Origin of the sequence: Methylobacterium sp. J-088 (assembly GCF_022829295.1) — a bacterium.
GTDB lineage: Bacteria > Pseudomonadota > Alphaproteobacteria > Rhizobiales > Beijerinckiaceae > Methylobacterium.
The window spans coordinates 81,693-87,978 of record NZ_JAKSYH010000194.1 but is presented as its reverse complement, the minus strand read 5'-3'; the positions used below and the strand labels follow the sequence as shown (position 1 = coordinate 87,978).

At 67.6% G+C, this 6,286-nt stretch carries 8 protein-coding genes; 5 read left to right on the top strand and 3 right to left on the bottom strand.

Features of this window, described 5'->3' with window-relative positions; translation table 11 throughout:
• Positions 1 to 226: 226 nt before the first annotated feature.
• The 3 genes from rpsO (at position 227) to MKK63_RS22070 (ending at position 3,368) form a co-directional block, all read left to right on the top strand.
• Positions 227 to 496, top strand: coding sequence for a 30S ribosomal protein S15 (rpsO, locus tag MKK63_RS22080; protein ID WP_243916762.1), 270 nt, complete (start codon positions 227 to 229; stop codon positions 494 to 496).
• Positions 497 to 704: 208 nt separating this feature from the next.
• On the top strand, positions 705 to 2,924 hold the full coding sequence (gene pnp, locus MKK63_RS22075; RefSeq protein ID WP_243916761.1) for a polyribonucleotide nucleotidyltransferase: 2,220 nt from the start codon (positions 705 to 707) through the stop codon (positions 2,922 to 2,924).
• Between the two features lie 222 nt (positions 2,925 to 3,146).
• Entirely contained in the window at positions 3,147 to 3,368 is a 222-nt protein-coding gene (locus tag MKK63_RS22070; RefSeq protein ID WP_020093742.1) for a YgaP-like transmembrane domain, read from the top strand.
• Positions 3,369 to 3,444: 76 nt separating this feature from the next.
• Here the strand turns inward: MKK63_RS22070 and MKK63_RS22065 are convergent, their stop codons facing one another.
• Positions 3,445 to 3,708 carry a GlsB/YeaQ/YmgE family stress response membrane protein gene (locus MKK63_RS22065; RefSeq protein WP_244005602.1) on the bottom strand — a complete coding sequence of 88 codons (264 nt, stop codon included), beginning with the start codon at positions 3,706 to 3,708 and terminating at the stop codon, positions 3,445 to 3,447.
• A gap of 181 nt (positions 3,709 to 3,889) precedes the next feature.
• On the opposite strand from MKK63_RS22065, the gene MKK63_RS22060 reads away from it, so the two are divergent.
• Both MKK63_RS22060 and MKK63_RS22055 read left to right on the top strand, forming a co-directional pair.
• A complete protein-coding gene (locus tag MKK63_RS22060) occupies positions 3,890 to 4,246 on the top strand; it encodes a RidA family protein (RefSeq protein WP_244005600.1) in 357 nt (118 codons plus the stop codon).
• 68 nt (positions 4,247 to 4,314) lie between these two features.
• Positions 4,315 to 5,358 carry a polyamine ABC transporter substrate-binding protein gene (locus MKK63_RS22055; protein ID WP_244005616.1) on the top strand — a complete coding sequence of 348 codons (1,044 nt, stop codon included), beginning with the start codon at positions 4,315 to 4,317 and terminating at the stop codon, positions 5,356 to 5,358.
• A gap of 34 nt (positions 5,359 to 5,392) precedes the next feature.
• Here the strand turns inward: MKK63_RS22055 and MKK63_RS22050 are convergent, their stop codons facing one another.
• Together MKK63_RS22050 and MKK63_RS22045 are read right to left on the bottom strand one after the other, a co-directional pair.
• The gene (locus MKK63_RS22050; RefSeq protein WP_244005598.1) at positions 5,393 to 5,536 is read right to left on the bottom strand and encodes a hypothetical protein; all 144 of its coding nucleotides are present in this window, start codon (positions 5,534 to 5,536) and stop codon (positions 5,393 to 5,395) included.
• A gap of 36 nt (positions 5,537 to 5,572) precedes the next feature.
• The gene (locus MKK63_RS22045) at positions 5,573 to 6,181 is read right to left on the bottom strand and encodes an ankyrin repeat domain-containing protein (RefSeq protein ID WP_244005596.1); all 609 of its coding nucleotides are present in this window, start codon (positions 6,179 to 6,181) and stop codon (positions 5,573 to 5,575) included.
• Between the last annotated feature and the right edge of the window lie 105 nt (positions 6,182 to 6,286).

Here is a 6,286-nt window from a genome sequence, read left to right as displayed (position 1 = left end):
GGCCGAGACGCCGCGTGCCGCGGCTCGACCGCAACAGGCCCCGGGGCTGGCATAACCGCTGGTTTCGTGTATGGATCGCGCTGCCTCGACCCGGGTTACCGGGCGGGGCTTGAACCGCTTTGCGCTGTGACCGTGCTGGACGACATCCCGGCACCGGCCGAACGCCGAGCTTGCGCGCGCCCGGATGGGGCGCCGCATCCGATCAGCACAACCCGAAAGGCATGCGATGTCGATCACGGCAGAGCGCAAGACCGCGCTCATCAAGGAACACCGCAAGGACGCCAAGGACACCGGGTCTCCCGAGGTCCAGGTGGCGATCCTGACCGAGCGGATCGCGAACCTGACCGGCCACTTCAAGACCCACGCCAAGGACAACCATTCCCGGCGCGGCCTTCTGAAGATGGTCTCGCAGCGCCGCTCGCTGCTCGACTACGTCAAGCGCAAGGACGAGGCCCGCTACCGCGCCCTCATCGAGCGTCTCGGCATCCGCCGCTAAGGCGTCTATCGCGCGGTTCCGGGCCCGGCCCGGGGCCGCGTTTCACGATCACGGGCTGCCGGAATGGGTCCGGCCTCCCGACAAGCGGGCCGCTTCGAGGCGTCGGCATCGGGGCAGGATCGCGAGACACTTCCACACGGAGTGTCTCGCCGTCTTGCCCCCGGCGGCGCCGGGCCAACGCCCGCCGCAGGCAAGGAAGAGATCAAGAATGTTCGACGTTCAACGCGAAGAGCTGATGTGGGGCGACCGCAAGCTCGTCCTCGAGACCGGCAAGGTCGCCCGGCAGGCCGACGGCGCCGTGGTCGCCACCTACGGCGAGACCTCGGTGCTCGCCACCGTGGTCGCCACGAAGGAGCCCAAGGCCGGCATCGACTTCATGCCGCTCACCGTGAACTACCAGGAGCGGGCCTACGCGGCCGGCCGCATCCCGGGCGGCTACTTCAAGCGCGAGGGCCGGCCCTCCGAGAAGGAGACCCTTGTCTCCCGCCTGATCGATCGCCCGATCCGTCCGCTCTTCGTCAACGGCTGGCGCAACGACACGCAGGTCGTCGTCACCGTCCTGACCCACGACCTCGAGAACGACCCCGATATCGTCGCCATGGTGGCGGCCTCCGCGGCGCTGACCCTCTCGGGCGTGCCGTTCATGGGCCCGATCGGCGGCGCCCGCGTCGGCTACATCAACGGCGGCTACCGGCTGAACCCGCTGGTCACCGAGACCAAGGAGGAATCCTCCCTCGACCTCGTCGTCGCCGGCACGCAGGACGCGGTGCTGATGGTCGAGTCCGAGGCCAAGGAGCTGTCCGAGGACGTGATGCTCGGCGCCGTGATGTTCGGCCACAAGCATTTCCAGCCGGTGATCGAGGCGATCATCCGCTTGGCCGAGAAGGCCGCCAAGGAGCCGCGCAACTTCCAGGCGCCGGAGAACGGCGAGGTCGAGAAGGCCGTGCTAGAGGTCTGCGAGACCGAACTGCGCGCCGCCTACACCAAGACCGTCAAGCAGGAGCGCTACGCCGCCGTCGACGCCGTGAAGGCGAAGGTGATGGCCGCCCTCTGTCCCGAGGGCGCCGAGAAGTACCCGGCCGAGAAGGTCAAGGCCGCCTTCAAGGAGGCGCAGTCGAAGGTCGTGCGCTGGAACGTGCTCGACACCGGCTCGCGCATCGACGGCCGCGACCTGAAGACGGTCCGCCCGATCGTCTCCGAGGTCGGCGTTCTGCCCCGCGCTCACGGCTCGTCGCTGTTCACCCGCGGCGAGACCCAGGCCCTGGTGGTCGCCACGCTGGGCACCGGTGAGGACGAGCAGTTCATCGACTCGCTCGACGGCACCTACAAGGAGCGCTTCCTGCTCCACTACAACTTCCCTCCCTATAGCGTCGGCGAGACCGGCCGCATGGGCTCCCCGGGCCGTCGCGAGATCGGCCACGGCAAGCTGGCGTGGCGGGCGATCCGCCCGGTCCTGCCGCCGGCTCACGAGTTCCCGTACACGATCCGCGTCGTGTCGGAGATCACCGAGTCGAACGGCTCGTCCTCGATGGCCTCGGTCTGCGGCGGCTCGCTGTCGCTGATGGATGCCGGCGTGCCCCTGCGCCGTCCGGTTGCCGGTATCGCCATGGGCCTCATCCTCGAGGGTGAGCGCTTCGCGGTCCTGTCCGACATCCTGGGCGACGAGGATCACCTCGGCGACATGGACTTCAAGGTGGCCGGCACGGACGAGGGCGTGACCTCGCTCCAGATGGACATCAAGATCGCCGGCATCACCGAGGAGATCATGCGGGTCGCCCTCGACCAGGCGAAGGACGGGCGTGCCCATATCCTCGTCGAGATGGCGAAGGCCCTGACCGCCGCCCGTCCGGAGCTCGGCGAGTACGCGCCGCGCATCGAGACGATGCAGATCCCGACCGACAAGATCCGCGACGTGATCGGCACCGGCGGCAAGGTGATCCGCGAGATCGTCGAGAAGACCGGCGCCAAGATCAACATCGAGGATACCGGCATCGTCAAGATCGCCTCGGCCGACGGCAAGGCGATCAAGGCGGCCTACAACTGGATCCGCTCGATCGTGGCGGAGCCGGAGGTCGGCGTGATCTACGACGGCACGATCGTGAAGTGCATGGAGTTCGGCGCCTTCGTGAACTTCTTCGGCGCCAAGGACGGCCTCGTCCACATCTCGGAGCTCGCCGCGAACCGCGTCGCCAAGGTGACGGATGTCGTCAAGGACGGCGACAAGGTGAAGGTGAAGTTCCTCGGCCAGGACGATCGCGGCAAGATCCGCCTGTCCATGAAGGTGGTCGATCAGGAGACCGGCGAGGACATCACCGAGAAGGTGAAGGCCCAGCGCGACGCCGACCGGCCCGAGCGCGGCGACGAGCCGCGCGAGCCCCGCGAGGGCGGCCGCCATCGCGGCGAGCGCCGCCGCGAGGCCGGCGAGTAAGCATCAGTACACCCGCGCGGGCTCCGGCCGGCGCGGGTTTTTAAGACAGGCGCGGTCCTCCGGGGCCGCGCCTTTTTCTTTGCGGGTTATCGTCCTGGCTCGCGGAAGGGAGCAACCCGTAGCGCAACACCGACCGGTCTCGGCCATCGGAACCGGGTCGCGGCGGGAACGCTGCTCGCTGGTCCGCGTTCGCCCGGCGACCCCACACCAAAGGATTCTTCCATGGCCAACGACATGATGCACGACATCTTCAGCGGGCAGCCGAACCTCTCCACCACGGAGCGCGCCGTCTCGGTGGCCTTGGGCCTCGGCATCGCGGCAGCGGCCGCGCAACCGCGACCGAACAAGCTCCTAAGCCTGCTGGCGCTCGTCGTGGGCGTCGGACTGGCGGTACGTGGCGCGACCGGCCACTGCGCCGTGAAGGCCGCCTCCGAGCATCTCTGAGCGCACGGGACACGGTCCTACAAAAAAGGGGCGCCCCGCGGGGCGCCCCTCGTCGTTTCCGGGTGTGCCGGAGAGATCAGTAGGTCGTGGTGCGGCGGCTCGCGATGAAGCCGTAGATGAACAGCACCACCACGGCGCCCACGACAGCACCGATGAAGCCCGCCCCCTGGTTCGGCCCGTACCAGCCGATGGCCTGGCCCAGGAAGGTCGCCACGAAGGCACCGACGATGCCGAGGATCGTGGTCAGGATGAAGCCTGACGGCTCGTTCGGTCCCGGCATGAGGAACTTGGCGATGACGCCGGCGAGAAACCCGATGATGACGGTCCAGAGGATACCCATAACAAACCCCAGTGCTTGATTGTCGATGCCGGCAGAACGCTTCGGGCCCCGCGACGGTTGCCCGCACCCTGCGACAGGATCACAAATTTCCGCTGCGACCCGCGTTGTGCGGACGCAACGCCCTTTACGGCCGGCCCGCCACGACGGCAGATAAGCCCGTTCTGGGAGGTTGGAGACGGGTATGGACATTCAGCGGATCGAGCCGGGCAAGCGCATGGCGCAGGCCGTCACCTTCGGCGACATGGTCTACCTCGCCGGGCAGGTCGCCGCCGACACGGTCGGGACCGGGGTGACGATCCAGACCCAGCAGATCCTGTCCGAGATCGACCGGCTGCTGGCGACCGCGGGCAGCGACAAGGAGCGCATCCTCTCGGCCACAATCTATCTCGCCGATATCGCGACCTTCGCGGAGATGAACGCCGCCTGGGATGCCTGGGTGTCACCTGAGAATCCGCCGGCCCGCGCCACCGTCGAGGCCAAGCTCGCCGCCCCCGAATATCTCGTCGAGATCGTAGTCGTGGCAGCGAGAAGCCGGTGAGCTTTCCCCGCCGCTCCATCCTGGTGGCCGCCTCCCTCGCCGTCCTGGCGGCGCTGGGCTCGGCCGCGATGCCCCGGGCCGCGGAGGAGCGGGTCCTCAACATCTACAACTGGTCGGACTACATCGACCCGCAGGTGCTCGAAACCTTCACCCGGGAGACCGGGATCAAGGTCGTGTACGACACCTACGACAACAACGAGATCCTGGAGACCAAGCTGCTGGCCGGCCGGTCCGGCTACGACATCGTCGTGCCGTCCGGTCCCTACCTGCAGCGGCTGATCCGGGCCGGCGCCTTCCTGCCGCTCGACAAGTCCAAGCTGAAGAATCTCGGTACTCTCTGGCCGGAGGTCACCAGCCGGCTCGCGGCCTACGATCCCGGCAACACCTACGCCGTCGACTACATGTGGGGCACCACCGGAATCGGCTACAACGTCGCCGCCGTGCGCGAGCGCCTGGGCGCTAACGCCACGGTGAATTCCTGGAATCTCGTCCTCAACCCCGCCTCGGCCAATAGGCTGAAGGAATGCGGGATCATGATGCTCGACAGCCCGGAGGATCTGATCCCCAGCATGCTGCCGGCCTTCGGCGCCAAGGCCGATTCCAAGCGCTGGGACGACGTGACCCTGGTGACCGACGCCCTCTTCAAGGTGCGCGGCACCGTGCGGAAGTTCCACTCGTCGGAATACATCCAGGCGCTCGCCAACGGCGATATCTGCGTGGCGGTCGGCTATTCGGGCGACGTGATGCAGGCCAAGCGCCGGGCCGACGAGGCCAAGAACGGGATCGAGATCGCCTACATGGTGCCCAAGGAAGGCGCGCTGATGTGGTTCGACACCTTCGCGATCCCGAAGGATGCTGCCCACCCGGCCGAGGCGCTTGCCTTCATCGACTACATGATGCGGCCCGAGGTAGCGGCGGCCAACAGCAACTTCGTCTCGTATGCCAGCGGCAATCTGGCTGCCAAGAAATTCGTGAAGCCCGAGATTCTGAACAATCCCGGCATCTACCCGGACGAGGCGACGATGCAGCGCCTCTCGACCAACACCGCCTGGGACGACCGCACCCAGCGCTTCGTCACACGGCTCTGGACCCGGGTCCGGACCGGGCGCTGACGCGCGAAGGCCGGACGTGGCCTCGCCGATCCGGTCAGCGGCTCTCCTCCATCGGGATGCCGCGAATGGTCAACCGCGTGCGGATTGCGGCGCGGGTCCGTCGCCCGGTGTCGTTCAGCAGGCCTTCGGGTATGGTGAGGATGTACGGCTGGAAGGTCTTGTCATGCGCATTGCGCATTGTGCAGGCTCGGGTCGAGCCCTGCCTCCAGCAATCTCAACACCCACGAGTTCGGGCCGCCCTGCGCGGCCAGATGCAGCAGCGAGTTGCCAAGTGATCGATCCGGTGCAGATCGGCTCCGGCTTGCGCCAGCGACCGGACCTGCGCCTCACGCCTGCTCTGCATTGCGCGGAACAGAGGCATCCAACCGGCGCGCGGGCTCTCCGGCTCGGCCGGTGCGCCGTGCCACAGCAGGATCGTCAGGCATTGCGGGTCCTCGACCATCGCCGCCATGTGCACGACGGTCTCTTGGTCCATGCCCGGCTCGGACGGGTCGGCGCCGGCCCCGAGCAAGGCCGCCAATGCGCGTGGCTGCCGCTTCCAGATCGCCCATTCGAGTAGGGTTACGTTCTGGTCGCCATGGGCGGACAGATCGGTGTCGTCCGCCAGGGCAGCGATGCGGGCGGTATCGCCGCGCGCGATGGGGGCGACGATCTCGGCAAGCCGCGGGTCGCTGAACGCGACGGCACGGTCTCGCGGCATGGCGGCAGACTGGATCAGGTGTTTCCAGGCGCTGCGCGTCTCGGTGGAGCGTGATGAGGCACACGTCACCGCGGCAGAGTAGGCCGCGACCAGCACCACCGAGGCGATGAACCGCTCCCGCACGATGCCTTCGCTTGGTCCGCCTACGTCGAGCCGGGCCCGATCACATTGCAATCGCGCGTAAGCCTAGACCATCGTGCCGGTGATCGAAACCGGCACGATGGTCTA

Excerpts from the sequence above, each read along its gene's own strand:
- MKK63_RS22065 (WP_244005602.1), bottom strand. The coding sequence starts at position 3,708 with ATGGGTATCCTCTGGACCGTCATCATCGGGTTTCTCGCCGGCGTCATC.
- MKK63_RS22070 (WP_020093742.1), top strand. The coding sequence starts at position 3,147 with ATGGCCAACGACATGATGCACGACATCTTCAGCGGGCAGCCGAACCTC.
- MKK63_RS22060 (WP_244005600.1), top strand. The coding sequence starts at position 3,890 with ATGGACATTCAGCGGATCGAGCCGGGCAAGCGCATGGCGCAGGCCGTC.
- MKK63_RS22050 (WP_244005598.1), bottom strand. The coding sequence starts at position 5,536 with ATGCGCAATGCGCATGACAAGACCTTCCAGCCGTACATCCTCACCATA.
- pnp (WP_243916761.1), top strand. The coding sequence starts at position 705 with ATGTTCGACGTTCAACGCGAAGAGCTGATGTGGGGCGACCGCAAGCTC.
- rpsO (WP_243916762.1), top strand. The coding sequence starts at position 227 with ATGTCGATCACGGCAGAGCGCAAGACCGCGCTCATCAAGGAACACCGC.
- MKK63_RS22055 (WP_244005616.1), top strand. The coding sequence starts at position 4,315 with ATGCCCCGGGCCGCGGAGGAGCGGGTCCTCAACATCTACAACTGGTCG.